The sequence below is a fragment of the Actinorugispora endophytica genome, assembly GCF_004363075.1.
In the GTDB taxonomy this organism is placed as follows: domain Bacteria; phylum Actinomycetota; class Actinomycetes; order Streptosporangiales; family Streptosporangiaceae; genus Actinorugispora; species Actinorugispora endophytica.
Genome location: NZ_SNYN01000016.1, coordinates 25,092 through 41,538, shown reverse-complemented (window position 1 = coordinate 41,538; position 16,447 = coordinate 25,092). Strand labels below are relative to the sequence as shown.

Genomic DNA, 16,447 nt, shown 5'->3' with positions numbered 1-16,447 from the left:
TTATTTTTGGGTCTGGCCCGACCGGTCCGTGCCCCTCGCGTCCCGGACGCGTAGGATCGGGCGGCGCTCCCCTTGGTCGCGGCCCGTCGGTCGCGGTGGCAGAAAGGCGACGGTGTCCTCCAGTTCCCCCCACCGGCCCGAGTCCGACGGCGACAGCCTCTACCCGGGGGCTCCACGGCCGCCCGTGGACGCCCCGCGGCCGGGAACCGCCGCGGACCTGACCTCCGAGTCGCTGCTGCGACCGGTGCGCAGGGCGCCCAGCGAAGGGTGGCGGCGCGCGGTGTTCACGGTCAGCGGCGGGCTGATCAACCCGGGTGACTCCAGGATCGAACGGCGCCGCCAGGAGCTCCGGGAGCGGGTGCGTGTTCCCGTCGTCAGCGGCCACCACCGGGTCGCGGTGCTCAGCATGAAGGGCGGGGCCGGGAAGACCACCACCGCGGTGGGTCTCGGGTCGGTGCTGGCCGAGGAGCGGGGCGACCGGGTCATCGCGGTGGACGCCAACTCCAACCGGGGCACCCTCGCCGACCGCCTGCCCCCGGAACTGCGCAACCGGCGCACGGTCCGCGACCTGGTCGACCGCTGGAGCACCGTCGAGCGCTACTCCGACGTGCGCGGCTACACCAGCCAGTCGCCGTCCCGGCTGGAGTTCCTGGCCTCGGGGGCGGACCCCGACGCCCATCGGGTCCTCGGCGACCGGGACTACCGCCGGGCCGCGGGGATCGTCGAGCGCTTCTACTCCATCTGCGTCACCGACTGCGGCACCGGCATGCTGCACCCCGCGATGCACGCGATCCTGACCCTGTCCGACCAGCTGGTGCTGGTCTGCCCTCCCTCGGTGGACGGGGCCCGCGGCGCCTCCGCCACCCTCGACTGGCTGGAGGAGCACGGGCACGCCGACCTCGCCCGGGACTCCGTGGCCGTCATCTCCCGGACCCCGGGGAGCAGCACCGGGGTCGACCTCGACCAGCTGGAGGACCACTTCTCCGGCCGCTGCCGCCGGGTCCTGCGCGTCCCCGACGACCCGCATCTGGAGGAGGGCGCATCCATCGAACTGGCCCGGCTGCGTCCCGGCACCCACGTGGCCTACCTCGAACTGGCCGCCGAGATCGCCTCCGCCTTCCGGTGATCCGACAGGGCCCCTGGGCCCACCACCGATAGGGTCCTGAGCTTCTACTCGCCCGATTCGCACCTTTTCTACAGTCCACCGCATGGCCCCCCAACAGGGCGACGCCGGTGGCAGCCTCACCGAGTACGTCGCCGTAGTCGTCCTTGTCTCCGCCGTCGTGGCGGCGGTCCTGCTCCTCGCCCTGCCCAACCCCGTCTCCGAGGGCATCCAACGCGCCATCTGCATGGCGCTGGCCCTGGAGGACTGCGGTGCCGACCCCGACGACGTCGCCGCCGACGAGGACTACGAACCCGAGCGCTGCCTGCAGACCAGGCTGACCGACGTGTCGGGCTACCAGGTCGAGGTGGTCCTCACCCTCGGCGAGGAGTTCTCCTTCATCACCGAGACCTACTCCAACGGGGAGACCCGGCTGACGCTCGTGGACAACTCCAAGCTGGAGGCGTCGCTGGGGGCGGGGGCCAACGTCAACGTGGGGAAGGTCTTCCAGCTCGGCGCGGAGATCAGCGTGGGCGGCGGCGTGTCCCTGCCGAACGGCAGCACCTGGGTGTTCGACGACCCGGAGGAGGCCGCGGGGTTCGCCGACGACCTGCGCACCCAGCAGAAGATCGAGCTGACCAAGAGCGTCAGCCCGATCATCGGGTGGGGGGTCGAGCAGATCTGGGGGCCGGACCTGCCCGAACCGGACATCACCCGCCGGGCCGTCGAGACCAGTGTGAGCGCCCAGGCCATGGCGGGGCTCAAGCTGGGCAGGGACCGCGACGACGAGGCGGAGGGCGAGCCGTCGACCGGCGGCATCGACGGCTGGAGCGTCAACCCCAAGCTGCTCATCGAGGGCGGGGTCGGTGTGCAGAGCGTACTCGGCCAGTCCAGCGACTCGCGCGACGGCAGCACGATCACCACCTACGAACTCGGCGGGACCGCGCACATCAACGCCAACTGGGTCGTCGACAAGCGCAGGCCCGCGGCGGGCCGCACCGGGACGATGTCCGTCGTCCGGGACGAGGACGGCGGCATCACCCGCCTGATCCTCTCCCAGGCCCAGGCAACGGGCCTGACCTCCACGGTGACCACCACCAGCGTCACGGTGGAGACCCCCGAGGAGCAGGCCATGGTCGAGGACTGGCTCGGCCTGGTTGCCGCCGACCAGGTGATCCCGCTGACCTGGGACTCGATGGCCCCCACCGAACTGGGCGACGACCCGAGCCCGTTCGAGCGATGGCTCTTCGACAACGGACGCACCTCCCGCGTCCACTACGACAACGAGAACAACGTCTACGACGTGTCCGCCGGGGCCAAGCTCGGTGTGAGCCTGGGGCTGGGCGGAACCTGGGGCGGGGAGTCGATGGCCGTGAACGGCGCGGAGTATCTGGGCGCCCCGAGCGACGGCGTCCGCGAGTACGTGCCCTACGACACCTGTGCCTGAGTGGAGGAACGCATGGATCTGATCATCTCGTGGCTGGTCGGCCTCGCCGCCTGGTTCGTTCTCAACACCGTGGGAGCGGTCGTCGTCGTCGAGGCGGCGTCCCCCGAGCAGCTGTCCTCGTTCGGCGGGGCCGTGCTCTGGCACGGCGGCGTCGGCTTCGTCTGCACTCTGTCGGCCGCCGTTCTGGCGGCGCTGGCGCACCGCGCCCCGTGGCGCCTGCGCACCGGCCGCAACGCCGCCGCGGTCCTGGGCGGCCCGCTCGCGGCCGTCATCGCCGACGCCGCGGTCCTGGCCGCCGGCGGGTCCCCGGACTGGGGCGTCTTCCTGGTTCCCGCCGCGCTCTCCCTGGTCGGCGCGGTGGCCGGGTGGCTGCTGGTCCGCGCCCTGCGCCGGACCACCGACGCACGGGATCCCGCGCCGCGCCGTTGACAGGGCTTGGACGGGTCGGCCGAGCATCGGCGTATCCGGAGTGAAACGCTGTACTTCTGTCGATGACCTTGACGTTATCGCCCTGGAATCACGGTTTCCGGGCGGCAACGTCAAGATCCTCGAGAGAGACCCGCGGACAGGACGGCGCCCCCGCCGGGACGGGGTTCCCGGCGGGGGCGCGCTTCGGACCGGTCGCGTGGGACCGGGTGCTACCCGGTGTAGCCGATGTTCTCGTAGACGACCGAGGACATGCCCTCGGCGCCGAAGTTGGCGAGCCTCTCGTTCACCGCCCAGATACCGGTGCGCTGGAAGAGGGGGATGCCCTGGGCGTTCTCCCACAGCAGCGTGTCGATCTCGTTGGCGATCTCGTAGTACCGCTCGGGGTCGGTCTCCTGGATCAGCTCGTCGTACTTGTCGTTGATCTCCGGGGTGGAGGTGCGGGCGAGGTTGTTGCCCCAGTCCTCCTCGCCGTCGCCGAACGGGCCGCCGTAGTTCTCGTAGCTCTCACCGGCGTACGGGGTGGAGCCGACCTGCACGAAGGAGGAGAGGTCGAAGTTGCCCCTGTAGATGTACTCGTTGAAGAAGTCGTTCGACGGAACGGTGTTGATCTCGACCTTGATGCCGACCTCGGCCAGCTGCTGCTGGGTGATCTCGGCCTCGTTGAGGGTGGTCTGCAGGCCCGAGGGGGTCACGTACTCCAGGACGAGCTCCTCGCCGTCCTTGGTGCGCACCTCGGCGCCCTCCTCCAGGACCCAGCCGGCGCCGTCGAGCAGTTCGGCCGCCCGCTCCGGGTCGCGCGCCCCCCACTCCCCGGAGTTGTCCTGGAAGGCGGGCTGGTTGGAGCGGATGAGCCGGTTGGCCGTGGGGTCGCTGGGCCACTCCACGCCCTCGAGGGAGGCGGCGGCCAGGGACTCGCGGCTGATGCCGAGCATGACGGCGTGCCGGACGTCGACGTCCGAGAGCGCGTCGCGGTCGGCGTTCACCTCGACGTAGCGGTAGCCGTTGTCGATCGCGCGGGCGATGCGGGCGTCCTCGCGCTCCTGGGCGCGCTCGTAGGAGGGCGCGTCGTAGCCCACGTAGAAGGCGTCGATCTCCTTGTTGACGAAGACGCCCGCCATCGCGTCGATCTCGTACGTGGCGAAGGTGATGCTGTCGAGCTTGGCCGGCTCGCCCCACCAGTCGTCGTCGCGGGTCACGGTGACGCGCTGGGCGGTCTTGTCGATCTCCCCGACCTCGAAGGGACCCGCGGTGACCGGGATGTCCTCCAGGTAGCCCTCGTTGAACTCGTCCGGGTCCTCCATGTACTCCTTCGGGTACAGGACGTCGAACAGGCCGGGCCACTCGCCGTAGGGGGTGGAGAAGTGGAAGACGACCTCGTACTCGTCGGCGCCCTGCTCGACCTCCTCGATGTCGCGGTAGCCGGCCGCCGACCCGCCGTGGCCGAAGTCGCCCTCGGTCCGCCCGGACAGCGTCTCGACCTGCGCGGCGTAGTCCTCCCAGGTGATCGGTTCGCCGTCGGACCACTCGGCCTCGGGGTTGAGCGTGAAGACCACCTCCGAGCCGTCCTCGTTGACGCTGCTCTCCAGCACGAACGGCTCGTACGGGACGGGGATCCCCTCGTCGTCGAAGTTGTGCGCGCGCGGCATGACCGACTGCAGGATGTCGACGTTGACGGCGAGGTTGCCGTCGGTGTGGTGGAGCATGTACTGGCTGATGAAGTCGCTGACCGCCCAGTTCATGGTCCCGCCGTCCTGGAGCGTGTCGCGCTCCTGCGGGTTCATGTCACTGCTGGCGATGTCGGCGAGGGTCGGGACGTCTTCCTCGTCGCCGCCGTCCTCACCGCCGCCGCAGGCGCCGGCCAGCAGCGCCAGCGCCAGAACCGGCGCGGCCAGGGCCGCGCTCCTCCTGATGCGCATGTTCTCTCCTCCTCGGGGATGGACCAGGTCCGTGCGGCGCACGGCTGGACGTGGGGGTGGGGTCAGACGACGGCGCGCTTCTCCGCGTAGTGGCATGCGGCCGTGTGGTCACCGCCGCTCACGGGCTGGAGCGCGGGTTCCTCCGTGAGGCAGCGCCGCTGGTCCTCGCCGGTCAGGGCCCGGAACTTCTGGCAGCGCGTGCGGAAGCGGCATCCCGACGGGGGGTTGGCCGGGCTGGGCAGGTCGCCCTCCAGCACGACGTGGGCGCGGGCTCGCTCCTTCTCCGGGTCGGGGATCGGGATGGCCGACAGCAGGGCCTGGGTGTACGGGTGCGCCGGCTCGGTGTAGACGGACCGGACGTCGCCGATCTCCACGATCCGGCCGAGGTACATCACGGCGACCCGGTCCGCGAGGTGCCGGACCACCGACAGGTCGTGCGCGACGAACAGGTAGGCCAGGCCGAGGCGGGCCTGGAGCTCCTCCAGCAGGTTGATCACGCCCGCCTGGATGGACACGTCCAGCGCGGAGACCGGTTCGTCCAGCACCAGCACCCTGGGTTCCAGGGCGAGGGCGCGGGCGATGCCGATGCGCTGGCGCTGTCCGCCGGAGAACTCGGCCGGGTAGCGCGCGGCGTGCGAGGCGTCCAGGCCGACCAGGTCCAGGAGTTCGCGGACCCGGCGGTTGATCTCCTTCCGGGAGCGGCCGTGGGTGCGCAGCGGCTCCGCGACGATCTCGAAGACCGGCATGCGCGGGTCCAGCGCGGACATCGGGTCCTGGAAGACCACCTGCAGGTCGCGGCGGATGTCGAAGCGCTCGCGCCCGGTCAGCGTGCCCGACTCCCTGCCCAGCACGACGACCTTGCCGCGGGCGGGCTTGTCGAGGCTGAGGATCTCCATGAGCGTGGTGGACTTGCCGCAGCCGGACTCGCCCACCAGGCCGAGGGTCTCGTGCTCGCGGATGTCGAAGCTGATCCCGTCGACCGCGTACACGGTGCCGACGCGGCGCTTGAAGATCGCGCCCTTCATCAGCGGGTGGTGTTTGACGAGGTCCTGGACCTCCAGTACCACGGGCCGTTCCTCGCGGGGAATCCGGGTCGCCTCACCCTCGGGGATCTCGGGCAGCGGGTAGATGTCGGCGCCGGTCCACTGCTCGGTGTCGATCTCGCCGGAGCGGATGCAGGCCACGCGGTGCTCTCCCGTGTCCGGCCCCCCGCTCTCGCCGGCCGCTCCGGGGGCCGCGTCGATCTCGGCGAGGCCCGGCTGGGCGCCGATCCGCAGCAGGCTCGGCTCGGCCGCCAGGCACTGCGGCAGCGCGATGGGGCAGCGCGGCGCGAACGGACAGCCGGGCGGCAGTTCGGCCAGCGACGGCGGGTTGCCCTTGATGGGCACCAGCGGCGCGTGCTCGGCCAGGTCCAGCCTCGGGACCGCGCCCAGCAGGCCCATCGTGTAGGGCATGCGGGGGCGGTGGTACACCTCGTCCACGGTGCCCGTCTCGACCGGGCGTCCGGCGTACATGACCAGGACGCGGTCCACGAAGCCCGCGACGACTCCGAGGTCGTGGGTGATCATGACGATGGCCGCGCCGGTCTCGCGCTGGGCGGTCTTGAGCAGTTCCAGGACCTGGGCCTGGATGGTGACGTCCAGGGCGGTGGTGGGTTCGTCGCAGATGATCACGTCGGGGTCGTTCGCCATCGCCATGGCGATCATGACGCGCTGGCGCATGCCGCCGGAGAACTCGTGCGGGAAGGCGCCCGCCCGCTGGGCCGCGTTGGGGATGCCGACGAGTTCGAGGAGGCGGACGGCGCGCTCCCGGGCCTTGGCCCTGCCCACCTGGGGGTTGTGGATCTGCACCGCCTCGATGATCTGGTCGCCGACGGTGTAGACCGGGGTGAGCGCGGACAGCGGGTCCTGGAAGACCATCGAGATGGTCCTGCCCCGGATCTCGGCGAGCCGGCGGTCGTCGAGGCCCAGGATCTCCTTGCCCTTCAGCCGGACCGAGCCGCTGACCTTCGCGTACTCGGGCAGCAGGCCCATCGCGGCCAGAGAGGACACCGACTTGCCCGAACCCGATTCGCCGACGATGCCCAGGACCTCTCCGCGGTTGAGGCGGTAGCTGACCCCGCGCACCGCTCGGATGTCGGGCGCCCTGTTGACGCCGGGAAAGGTGACGTGCAGGTCCTCGACCTCGAGAACGGGGGCTTCCGGGTTCCGCTCTCCGGTGGGGTCCCCGGTCTTCGTCTCAGTACTGGTCATGGTGGTTGCTCTTCCTAGGCGCGGCGCGACTTGGACTGCGGGTCGAGCGCGTCGCGCAGCCCCTCGCCGATGAGGTTGACGGCCATCACCAGGACGATGAGCAGCCCGGTGCAGAAGACGAACGTCCAGGGGTGGGTGACCGCCTGCCGGGAGCCCAGGGCGATGAGGGTGCCCAGGGAGACGTCGGGCGCCTGGACCCCGAAACCGAAGTAGGACAGGCTCGTCTCGGCGATGATCGCCGAGCTCACGTTGATGGTGGCGTCCACGATCAGCAGTGAGGACATGTTCGGGATGATGTGCCGGAAGATGATCCTGACCGGGGACACCCCCATGTAGCGTGCGGCGTACACGTACTCGCGTTCCTTCAGCGAGATCGTCATGCCCCGGACCATCTTGGCGGTGATCATCCAGCCGAACGCGGCGAGCAGCAGCACGAAGACGATCCATCCGCTGTCCCTGATGGCGGGGAACAGGATCGCCAGGATGAGGAACGACGGCAGGACCAGGGCCAGGTCGGTGACCCACATCAGGACCTTGTCGGTGAGGTTGAGGAAGTACCCGGCGAACGCGCCCACGACCGCGGCGACCGCGGTGGTGATGACCGCGACCAGCAGTCCGATGATGATCGACTTCTGCAGGCCCACCAGGGTGATGATGTACAGGTCGCGGCCGGTGTTGTCGGTGCCGAGCCAGTGCTCGGGCGAGGGCGGCCGCAGGAAGCTGGCGTAGTCGCGCTCCTCGAACCCCCATGGCGACAGCAGCGGGCCGATCCAGGCCGCGGCCACCAGCAGGAGCAGGACGGCCAGGCCGACGAGGACGCGGCGCTGGCGCAGCATGGTGCCCAGTACCACGGACCAGCGGCCGGGGATGCGGGTCTCGTCGGTTCCGCCCTCCTGGCCGGTCTCGGTCTCGGACGCCACGCGCTCGGCGGACATGCTCATGGTGTGCTCTCCAGAGAGGTCCGGGCGCTGGTCCCGGGCTGGGCGGTTCGGGGCGGGGACGCGGCGGTCAACTGACCCTCACCCTCGGGTCGAGCCAGGCGTAGAGGATGTCGGAGAAGAACGACGCGGCCATCACGCAGATCGCCATGAAGCAGGAGACCGCGGCCACGGCGTTGACGTCGTTGGTGACGATGGAGTCGATCACCCACGACCCCATGCCGTTCCAGCCGTAGATCTTCTCGGTGAAGGTGGTCCCGGCGAGCATGATGCCGAAGACGAAGGTGAAGTAGGTGACGGTGGGGATCAGCGCGGTGCGCAGCGCGTGCTTGAAGAACGCCCTGCGGCGGGTCAGGCCCTTGGCCATGGCGGTGCGCACGAAGTCCGAGCCGAGCACGTCCAGCATCATGTTCCGCTGGTAGCGGCTGAACGCCGCGAACTGGCCGATGGCCAGGGCCAGGGTGGGCAGGACGGCGTGCTGGATCCGGTTGCCGAGCCGTCCCCAGAAGCCGGCGTCGAGTCCGGTCGTGTACTCGCCCGCGTACTGGAATATCCGCACCCCGGTGGCCTCGTTGATCCACACCGCGATGACCTGGAGCGAGATGGCGATGACCACGGCCGGGACCGAGAGCACGAAGAAGGCCGCGCCGGTGGACGCCCTGTCGAAGAACCGGTACTGCTTGACCGCCCCGTAGGCGCCGACCAGGATGCCGCTGGTGGCGCCGATGACGGTGCCGAAGAGGATGAGGCGCAGGGAGACGCCGACGCGCCGCGCCATCTCCTCGTTGACGGACGTGCCCCGGACACTCAGTCCGAAGTCGCCGGTGGCGATGTCTCCGACCCAGTAGGCGTAGCGCTCGGCCAGCGGCGTCTTGTCGTTGAGGTTGAGTTCGTCGAGACGCGCGTCGACCTGCTCCTCGCTCGGCTGGGGACGCATCTCCGCGTAGTTGGCCCGTGGATCGAGCGTGGTCGCGGCCAGCAGATACGCGAACGTGGTCGCCAGGAAGATCAACACCACGTAGTTCGCTAACCGTCTGACCAGGAACATCCCCACCGGGACTCCTCCCGCCTTCGCCTGTTCGGCGTTTCAGTGGTCTCGGAGGCCGTACCGGCGGGACCCGACCACGTCGAGCGGACCGGTTCGGCCAGTGACCGAGCGTAGTCATCAATGTGCCGTAGAGGATCACCCGGCGGCCAACCGAAACGTGTCGTGTTCTTGACCCACGGTCAGCGGGTCGAATGACCACGAGTCTGCGCACCTTCCGACACCAAGTGGTTACCGAGGTGTCAAGAAAGAGTCACGAGGCCTGTACTTAACGATGTGGGGCGTCTTCGTAGGGAAGATTAGCCAGAACCGGACGGTAGGCGGCCGATCGCCGTTCGGAGCGAGACAAACTGCCCAGTGCGAAGCCCTCGGACCGGCACGGACGTCAAGTCGGCAGACGGACAGGAATCCGGTTCCGGCGGGTTGGAATCCGGGGCAGCCGACGGGTTCCCGCCGCTTCCGGGTGGTTTTCGGGCGGACCGGCGGACGGCCGGCCCCGCGCACACGGACGGGGCCCGGCGTCACGTGCCGCCGGGCCCCGGAACCGGGACGGGAACCGTCAGGCGCCCACGTCCTTGCCCTGGGAGTGCCAGATCGAGACCACCGACGGTCGGGGGAGGTCTCCGTCGGGCCAGGTGCTGGTGGGGTTCTCCACCGTCCCGCCGTCACCCGGGTGCTGGGGTGCGATGAAGACGGTCTTGTTGTCGGGCGAGATGAAGGGGCCGCAGCACTCGGCGTCGACCGGGACGGTGGCGAAGGTCTTCAGCTCGCCCCGGTGCCTGCCCTCGACGGGCATCACGTGCAGGGCGTCGTTGACGCCGATGCTGCCCGGCTGGCCGTCGGTGGAGATCCACAGGTTGCCGTGCTTGTCGAAGGCCAGGTTGTCGGGCGAGGAGATCGCCGCGACCTTGGACTTGTCGTATCCGGCGAAGTAGGTGCTCTCGTCCTCGGGGTCGCCGCAGACCACGACCACGGTCCAGGCGAAGGAGGTCGCCCCGGCGTCGTTCTTGCGCTCGGTGATCTCCAGGATGTGGCCGTACCGGTTGTTCGCGCGCGGGTTGGGCTCGTCCGCCTGCTCGGGCGTGCGGGCGGAGTTGTTGGTGAGCGCGCAGTACACCTTGCCGGTGACGGGGCTGGGCTCGAAGTCCTCGGGCCGGTCCATCTTGGTGGCCCCGACCCTGTCGGCCGCGAGCCGGGTGTGGATCAGGACCTCCTCGACGCTGAAGCCCTCGACGTAGCTGCGCCGCGAGTCGCACAACCGGATCCACTCGCCCGAGCCGTCGAACTCGCCGTCCTCGGGAAGCGTGCCCGAACCGTCGAACTGCTCGGCGGGGCTGTTCCCGGTGAGTTTGGCGACGTACAGCGTGCCCGCGTCCAGCAGGGTGTCGTTGTGGTTGCGCGAGCCCTTGCGGAACTTCTTGTCGCTGACGAACTTGTACATGTAGTCGAAGCGCTCGTCGTCGCCCATGTACACGGCCACCCTGTTGTCCTTGGCGAGCCGGGTGGTGGCGGCCTCGTGCTTGAAGCGGCCCAGCATGGTGCGCTTGCGCGGGGTGTAGCCGGGGTCGAACGGGTCGATCTCGACGATGTAGCCGAACCGGTTGACCTCGTTGGGGTGCTTGGACAGGTCGAAGCGCTCGTCGACCCGGTCGAAGCGGCGGTTGTCCCTGCGGGTGTCTCCGGAGACCGCGACACCGTAGCGCCGCAGGGCCTCCTTGGCTTCCTCGGGCGCGCCCTCGCCCCCCACGAAGTACTGGTTGAAGTTCTCCTCGGCGGTCAGCACGGTCCCCCACGGAGTGGTGCCTCCCGCGCAGTTGTTGAGCATGCCCAGCACCTTGGCGCCCTTGGGGTCCGCCTCGGTGCGCAACAGGGCGTGGCCCGCGGCCGGGCCGGTGAGCCGCATGGGGGTGGTCGCGGTGACGCGGCGGTTGTAGCGGCGCCTGCCCTTGGTGACCAGGCGCCACTCCCCGGTCCGGCCGACCCGCTCGATCTCGACGACGGAGCCGCCGTGCGCGGCCATCGAGACCCTGATCTGCTCGGGGTCCGCGGCGGCGCCGTCGGTGTACCCGGCGAACATGATGTTCTCGTTGGTGTACTCGTGGTTCACCCACAGCAGGCCGCGCCGCGAGTCGATCTTGAAGAAGGTGACGTAGTCGCAGTTGTACCCGAACTGCTTCTCCTGCGCCTCGGCGGTCAGGTTGGCGAAGTCGAAGGCGGGCGCGTCCGGGACGACCGGGTCGCCCCAGCGCACGACGATGCTCTGCCGGTACCCCTCGGGCACGGTGACCTGGTCGGCGGTGTTGGCCTGGACCGGGGTGAAGGTGAGCCGGGGGTTTCCCCTGCCGCCGGCCAGGGCGGGGGTCGCGGCGCCCACCGCCAGCGCGGAGACGCCCGCGCCGACCACGCCCGCGCGCAGGACCCCGCGCCGGGACAGCACCTCGGTGTAGACGTCGCCGAAGTACTCGTTGCCGCTCGTGTTGGGCGCGTCGTGGAAGCAGGCGTCACCGCAGCGGAAGCGGCAGGTCGCGCGGGAGCGTCCGCCGAGGTGGCCGATGAGTGGCAGCGGTCGCCGGTGGGGGGCGGTTTCGGTCACGTATCCTCCTGATCGCGTGCGGAGAGGTCCCGTCTCGCGTCACCGGGAGAGCCTCCTACGGGCGAAACAGGACCGCGATTCGGCGGGTGAGAACCGCCCAACCGCCACGACCATCTCGGAGCAGCCGATCGGGACAGTGAATCCGTGGTGAACGAGGCGACAATTCACCGTCACCGAACACGGTATGACGATTGCTCGAGGTCGTCACGCGACTCGCCGGTCCCCCGCCGCCGGGAGGTGCCCCGAACTGCTCTTCCCCGCCTCCGCGGAGCCCGTCCGGTCCCGTGAGGCGGGCGGTTGTCCACAGATTCCGGATAGTTCACCCCCGGCGCGTTCACCTGGGGTCGGCGCACGTATTCTTTGCGGTGGATACAAGTCAATAAAGCCGCGACGCTCACCCGTGAACCGCAAATGCCGCCCTACGAGGCCGTCCGCGTCCCCGCGCCGTGACCCTGCCCGGGCATGGACACCCATCGCGAACCCGGCCGACAACGCAGTCCAAGCGGCTTGATCGGCGGCATGAGGCCCTCATGCCGTTGGGGAGTGATCACCATGACAGACATTCCGTCCACGCCGTCCTTGGCCAGTCCTCCTGTCCAGGTCCCCCGCCAGCGCACCAGACCCGTTGCCCATCCGTCTCCCGAAGTACCGGCGAAGCCCATGCACGAGCGCTCTCTTCCCCGTCCCGATGCTCGCGGCGTTCCGGTCCGACGCCGCTTCCCCGGCCTGGCCAACCAGATCAGGCACGCCCGCCGCTTCGTGGAGCGTCAGCTCGGAGTCTCTCCCGAGGTCACCACCGCGACCCTTCTGACCAGCGAGATCGCCACGAACGCGGTGACCCACAGCGCTTCGGGGGCCCCGGGCGGCAAGTTCGAGGTCACGGTGTACGTCACCGACGGATGGACCCGGGTGGAGGTCCGAGACCTCGGCAGCCCCGAACTCCCGCAACCGCAGCACCGCGACCCCTACGACGCCAGCGAACACGGCCGGGGCCTCGACCTGGTCGAGGCTCTGGCCGCCAAATGGGGCACCGAGCCCCGCCCGGACGGCCTCGGCCGGATGGTCTGGTTCGAGCTGACCTGGGACGGAGACGATCCCGCCGAGCCCTGACGAACCCCCGCGGAGCCCCCCGTCTCCGGTGGCCTCGACCTTCTCGGGGTCTCAGAGGCGGTTGAGACCCCGAAAAGGCCAAGATCACCGAAAACCCGTCAACGATCTAGCCGTCCTCCCGGGACGGGGCGGGCGCGTCGGGCAGGCGGTACTTCTCGTACAGCTGACGCGCGTAGTCCTTGGCCTCCTGCGACGGCTCCCCTCCGAGTTCCTCGCGAACGAGCTCGTCAAGGTCCGTGTGCTTGCTTTCCATATGCCGAAGCTTGCCTTCCACGACACGCTTCCCACAAATCGACGCGCCCCGCGCTCCTGCGGATTCCGCTCGATCCCCGCTTCCACCAGGAATGATCTGATTCCGGTAAGACGAAGGCGCCGCGCCCCCTCAAGGGGTGACGCGGCGCCCTCCTTCTCACATCCGGATCAGCTGGAGGCGTCCTCCAACGACTCGGCCTTCTTCGCGTCGGCCGCCTCGGCGCGGGCCTCGGCGATCGCGGCCTCGCGCTCGGCCGCGCGGCGCTTCCCTCTGCGCTCTTTGACCCCCTCGGTCATGGTGTAGAGCACCGGGACCAGGATGAGGGTGAGCAGGGTGGAGCTGACCAGACCACCGATGACCACGATCGCCAGCGGCTGGGAGATGAACGCCCCGCCGCCGGTGATGCCCAGCGCCATCGGCGTGAGCGCGCCGATGGTGGCCAGGGCCGTCATCAGGATCGGCCGCAGCCGGTGCCGGGAGCCCTCGACGACGGCCTCGCGCAGCTCCATGCCCTCCTCGCGGTACTGGTTGATCAGGTCGATCAGCACAATCGCGTTGGTGACCACGACCCCGATCAGCATCAGCATGCCGATCAGCGCGGGCAGGCTCAGCGAAACCCCGGTCACCAGCAGCAGACCGAGCGCGCCGGTGGCCGCGAACGGGATGGAGACCAGCAGCACCAGGGGCTGCATGAGGCTCTTGAAGGTCGCGACCATGACCAGGTAGACGATCGCGACCGCCACCAGCATGGCCAGACCCATCTGCGCGAACGCCTCGTTCTGGTCCTCGCTGACGCCGCCGATGCTGGCGGTGGCGCCTTCGGGCAGGTCGAGCTCGTCCATGGCCGCGGTCAGGTCGACCGTGACCTGGCCGAGGTCCTCGGCGGTCGGCGTCGCGGAGACGGTCGCGCTGGAGAACCCGCCGCTGCGGCTCAGCTCGGGCGCCTGCTGCACCTCTTCGACGTCGGCGACCTCGGACAGCTCGACCTCGCCGGACGGGGCCGCGATCTCCAGGTTCTCCAGCGCCTCGACACTGGCGGGGGCCTCGTCCACGCGCAGCACCATGTCGCGCTGGACGCTGTCGACGGTCGCGGTCCCGACGGTGGTGCCCTGGAAGGCCGCCGTGACGGCCTGTCCGATCTGGCCCTCGGTGAGCCCCTCCTCGGCGGCCTTCTCGCCGTCGACGCGGACCTCCAGGGCGGACTGCGCGGCGGCGACGCTGTTCTGCACGTCGGCCGCGCCGGGGATGTCCCGGACCGCCTCCTCGACGAGTCCGGTCGCCTCCTCCAGGACCTCGGGATCGTCGGCCCTGACCTCGACGGACAGGGACGTTCCGCCCATGCCCGCGGCGCTCTGCACCCGGGCCTCGGACTCGGTGTCGACCTCGGCCAGCGCCTGGCGCAGCTTCTCCTGGTACTCGGCCTGGTCACCGTCGGGGTCGGTGGTGATCGTGTACGAGACGGAGCTCGCCCCGCCGCCCCCGAGCATGGCGGCGGCCGGGTCGTTACCGCCGAAGGACGCCTGGTAGGACTCGATCCAGGAGAGCCCGGCGAGCTTCTCCTCGACCTTGGCGGCCTCCTCGTCGGCCTCCTCCAGCGAGGTGCCCACCGGCAGTTCCTGCGTGACGGTCAGGGAGTTCTGCCCCTGGTCGTCCAGGAAGCTGGTGTTGAGGTACGGGTACATCGCGAACGTGCCGAGCAGGACCGCGACGGAGGCCGCCAGCGTGACCAGCCGGTAGCGGGTGGCCCAGCGGATCACCGGCAGGTAGGCGCGCTGCAGCGGGGAGCGCAGCTCGCGCTCGTTCTCCTCGGCCTTGATCCGCTCCAGTTCCTCGGCCGGAACGACCCTGGGCCGCATGAACCAGTAGGCCAGGACCGGGATGATCGTGAGGGAGACCACCAGGGAGGCCGCCAGCGCGATGCTGACGGTCACCGCGAAGGGCCGGAAGATCTCGCCGATCTGGCCGCCGACGAAGCCGACCGGCAGGAACACGGCGATGGTGGTCAGGGTCGCCGAGGTGATGGCGACCGCGACCTCGCGCACGCCCGTGAACACGGCCGTGTACTTGTCCTCGCCGTAGCCCATGTGGCGCTTGATGTTCTCCAGGACCACGATGGAGTCGTCGACCACGCGGCCCACCGCCACGGTGAGCGCGCCCAGGGTGAGGATGTTGAGGGTGTAGCCGAAGCCCTGCATCCCCAGGAGCGCGATCAGCAGCGAGACCGGGATGGACACCGCGGTCACGATGGTGGAGCGGATCGACAGCAGGAAGACCAGGATGATGACGACGGCGAAGCCGAGGCCGAGCAGCCCCTCTTCCGCCATGGCCAGGATGGACTCGTTGATGAAGGGCGCCTGGTCGAACACCACGGTGATGTTGGTGTCCGTTCCGAGCTGCTCCTCGAGCTCGTCGACCCGGTCGCGGACCGCCTCGGAGATCTCGACGGTGTTGCCCTCGGGGGTCTTGGTGATCGAGACGCCGAGGCTCGGCTCGCCGTCGGTGCGGGTGATGCTGGTGACGTCGTCGACCCTGAGCTCGACGTCGGCGACCTCGGAGAGCCGGACCGGGTCGGAGGTCTGGGCGGGCATGCCGGGGACCGCCTGCGCGGGCGCCCCGCCGGGCGCCAGCCAGATGTTCTCGACGTCCTCGACCGACTCCAGCTTGCCGCCGGTGGTGACGGTGAGGGTGCTGCCGTCCTCGGTGATCTGGCCGCCGGGCGAGAGCCTTCCGCTGGCCTGCAGGGCGCTGGTCAGGTCGTTGACCGTGTATCCGGCGTCCTCCAGCTCGCCCTCGTCGGGCGTGATGGTGACGGTGGACTCGCGCACGCCGGTGACCTGCACGCCGCGCACGCCCGAGATGGACTCCAGTTCGGGGACCAGCTGCTCCTGCAGCGGCTCGGCGAGCGCCTGGGCATCGCCGTCACCCGCTCCGGCGGCCAGCATCACGACGGGGAAGTCGTCGAAGCTGAACGCCTGGACGAAGGGGTCGACATCCTCTGGCAGCATCGGCCCGACCTGGTCGACGGCCTGCTGGAGGGACCGGATGACGTCGTCGGTGGAGTCGCCGTAGTCGAACTCGACGACGACCTGGGCCGAACCCGTGCTGGAGGTGGAGGTGTACCCGGTCACACCCGGAACGCCCTTGACCGCCTGCTCCAGGGGCTGGGTGATCTCGGTTTCCACGACCTCCGGCGAGGCGCCCTGGTACTGGGCGCCGACGACGGCCATCGGAAGCTCGATGGAGGGCATGAGCTCGCGCTTCATCGACCCTGCGGCCACCAGGCCGAAGATGATCGCGCTGAGCGTGATCAGGAGGATCAGCGCCCGGTTGCCAAGGCTCAGCTTGGCCAATCTGGACATGAG

At 69.8% G+C, this 16,447-nt stretch carries 11 protein-coding genes; 4 read left to right on the top strand and 7 right to left on the bottom strand.

Translation table 11 applies throughout. The features are described 5' to 3' along the window. Positions 1 to 112 precede the first annotated feature (112 nt). The 3 genes from EV190_RS16715 to EV190_RS16705 all read left to right on the top strand — a co-directional run bounded on the left by EV190_RS16715 (position 113) and on the right by EV190_RS16705 (position 2,978). The gene (locus EV190_RS16715) at positions 113 to 1,126 is read left to right on the top strand and encodes a MinD/ParA family ATP-binding protein (RefSeq protein ID WP_243742619.1); all 1,014 of its coding nucleotides are present in this window, start codon (positions 113 to 115) and stop codon (positions 1,124 to 1,126) included. Between the two features lie 82 nt (positions 1,127 to 1,208). Next, positions 1,209 to 2,549, top strand: coding sequence for a hypothetical protein (locus tag EV190_RS16710; RefSeq protein ID WP_133742512.1), 1,341 nt, complete (start codon positions 1,209 to 1,211; stop codon positions 2,547 to 2,549). 12 nt (positions 2,550 to 2,561) lie between these two features. Further along, entirely contained in the window at positions 2,562 to 2,978 is a 417-nt protein-coding gene (locus tag EV190_RS16705) for a hypothetical protein (protein ID WP_243742618.1), read from the top strand. A gap of 209 nt (positions 2,979 to 3,187) precedes the next feature. Here the strand turns inward: EV190_RS16705 and EV190_RS16700 are convergent, their stop codons facing one another. The 5 genes from EV190_RS16700 to EV190_RS16680 form a co-directional block, all read right to left on the bottom strand. Continuing rightward, a complete protein-coding gene (locus EV190_RS16700) occupies positions 3,188 to 4,894 on the bottom strand; it encodes an ABC transporter family substrate-binding protein (RefSeq protein ID WP_133742511.1) in 1,707 nt (568 codons plus the stop codon). Positions 4,895 to 4,956: 62 nt separating this feature from the next. After that, positions 4,957 to 7,146, bottom strand: coding sequence for an ABC transporter ATP-binding protein (locus EV190_RS16695; RefSeq protein WP_133742510.1), 2,190 nt, complete (start codon positions 7,144 to 7,146; stop codon positions 4,957 to 4,959). Positions 7,147 to 7,160: 14 nt separating this feature from the next. Then, positions 7,161 to 8,087, bottom strand: a complete 927-nt coding sequence (locus EV190_RS16690; protein WP_133742509.1) for an ABC transporter permease — start codon at positions 8,085 to 8,087, stop codon at positions 7,161 to 7,163. A gap of 67 nt (positions 8,088 to 8,154) precedes the next feature. Further along, the gene (locus EV190_RS16685; protein WP_133742508.1) at positions 8,155 to 9,138 is read right to left on the bottom strand and encodes an ABC transporter permease; all 984 of its coding nucleotides are present in this window, start codon (positions 9,136 to 9,138) and stop codon (positions 8,155 to 8,157) included. Between the two features lie 550 nt (positions 9,139 to 9,688). Continuing rightward, on the bottom strand, positions 9,689 to 11,722 hold the full coding sequence (locus tag EV190_RS16680; protein ID WP_133742507.1) for a PhoX family protein: 2,034 nt from the start codon (positions 11,720 to 11,722) through the stop codon (positions 9,689 to 9,691). A 660-nt stretch (positions 11,723 to 12,382) separates the two neighbouring features. On the opposite strand from EV190_RS16680, the gene EV190_RS16675 reads away from it, so the two are divergent. Then, on the top strand, positions 12,383 to 12,832 hold the full coding sequence (locus EV190_RS16675) for an ATP-binding protein (protein ID WP_208113214.1): 450 nt from the start codon (positions 12,383 to 12,385) through the stop codon (positions 12,830 to 12,832). 106 nt (positions 12,833 to 12,938) lie between these two features. Here EV190_RS16675 and EV190_RS23465 read toward each other — a convergent pair whose 3' ends face one another. Together EV190_RS23465 and EV190_RS16670 are read right to left on the bottom strand one after the other, a co-directional pair. Further along, entirely contained in the window at positions 12,939 to 13,085 is a 147-nt protein-coding gene (locus tag EV190_RS23465) for a hypothetical protein (RefSeq protein WP_166655483.1), read from the bottom strand. Positions 13,086 to 13,252: 167 nt separating this feature from the next. Next, complete coding sequence (locus tag EV190_RS16670) at positions 13,253 to 16,444, bottom strand: efflux RND transporter permease subunit (RefSeq protein ID WP_133742505.1); 3,192 nt, start codon at positions 16,442 to 16,444, stop codon at positions 13,253 to 13,255. Positions 16,445 to 16,447 lie beyond the last annotated feature (3 nt).

Excerpts from the sequence above, each read along its gene's own strand:
- EV190_RS16710 (WP_133742512.1), top strand. The coding sequence starts at position 1,209 with ATGGCCCCCCAACAGGGCGACGCCGGTGGCAGCCTCACCGAGTACGTC.
- EV190_RS16705 (WP_243742618.1), top strand. The coding sequence starts at position 2,562 with ATGGATCTGATCATCTCGTGGCTGGTCGGCCTCGCCGCCTGGTTCGTT.
- EV190_RS16700 (WP_133742511.1), bottom strand. The coding sequence starts at position 4,894 with ATGCGCATCAGGAGGAGCGCGGCCCTGGCCGCGCCGGTTCTGGCGCTG.
- EV190_RS16695 (WP_133742510.1), bottom strand. The coding sequence starts at position 7,146 with ATGACCAGTACTGAGACGAAGACCGGGGACCCCACCGGAGAGCGGAAC.
- EV190_RS16690 (WP_133742509.1), bottom strand. The coding sequence starts at position 8,087 with ATGAGCATGTCCGCCGAGCGCGTGGCGTCCGAGACCGAGACCGGCCAG.
- EV190_RS16675 (WP_208113214.1), top strand. The coding sequence starts at position 12,383 with ATGCACGAGCGCTCTCTTCCCCGTCCCGATGCTCGCGGCGTTCCGGTC.
- EV190_RS23465 (WP_166655483.1), bottom strand. The coding sequence starts at position 13,085 with ATGGAAAGCAAGCACACGGACCTTGACGAGCTCGTTCGCGAGGAACTC.
- EV190_RS16670 (WP_133742505.1), bottom strand. The coding sequence starts at position 16,444 with ATGTCCAGATTGGCCAAGCTGAGCCTTGGCAACCGGGCGCTGATCCTC.